1 protein-coding gene is annotated in these 264 nt (G+C 41.3%); it reads right to left on the reverse strand.

What is annotated here, in order from left to right:
* Positions 1 to 264 (reverse strand): hypothetical protein (locus tag AAEZ08_RS23010; RefSeq protein WP_500125191.1); only part of this gene is annotated, 264 nt, incomplete at both ends.

Consider the following 264-nt stretch of genomic DNA (forward strand, 5'->3'; position numbering starts at 1 on the left):
TGCCTTTTCATTGATGAGCAACTTGGCATCAGAAGTTTGCAGATTGACAGTTTTGATTTCTTCTCTGAACGCTTCTTCTGTATCCGCTAAACTGACATACTGATAGCCATTATCCGTAAATTTCACAAACTGAACCAGACCGTTTGTCTTCCATAAGTCATGTTCCTCAATACTTTGAGTATACGCTGTACCTTCAGGGAAGTTCGGTAAGGTGCGTACAGGGATAAACGAGTAATCATCAAGTGCAATCGTATCACCATGAGC

Source organism: Pseudomonas sp. E45-MNA-CIBAN-0222 (genome assembly GCF_040310405.1).
GTDB lineage: Bacteria > Pseudomonadota > Gammaproteobacteria > Pseudomonadales > Pseudomonadaceae > Stutzerimonas > Stutzerimonas stutzeri_AC.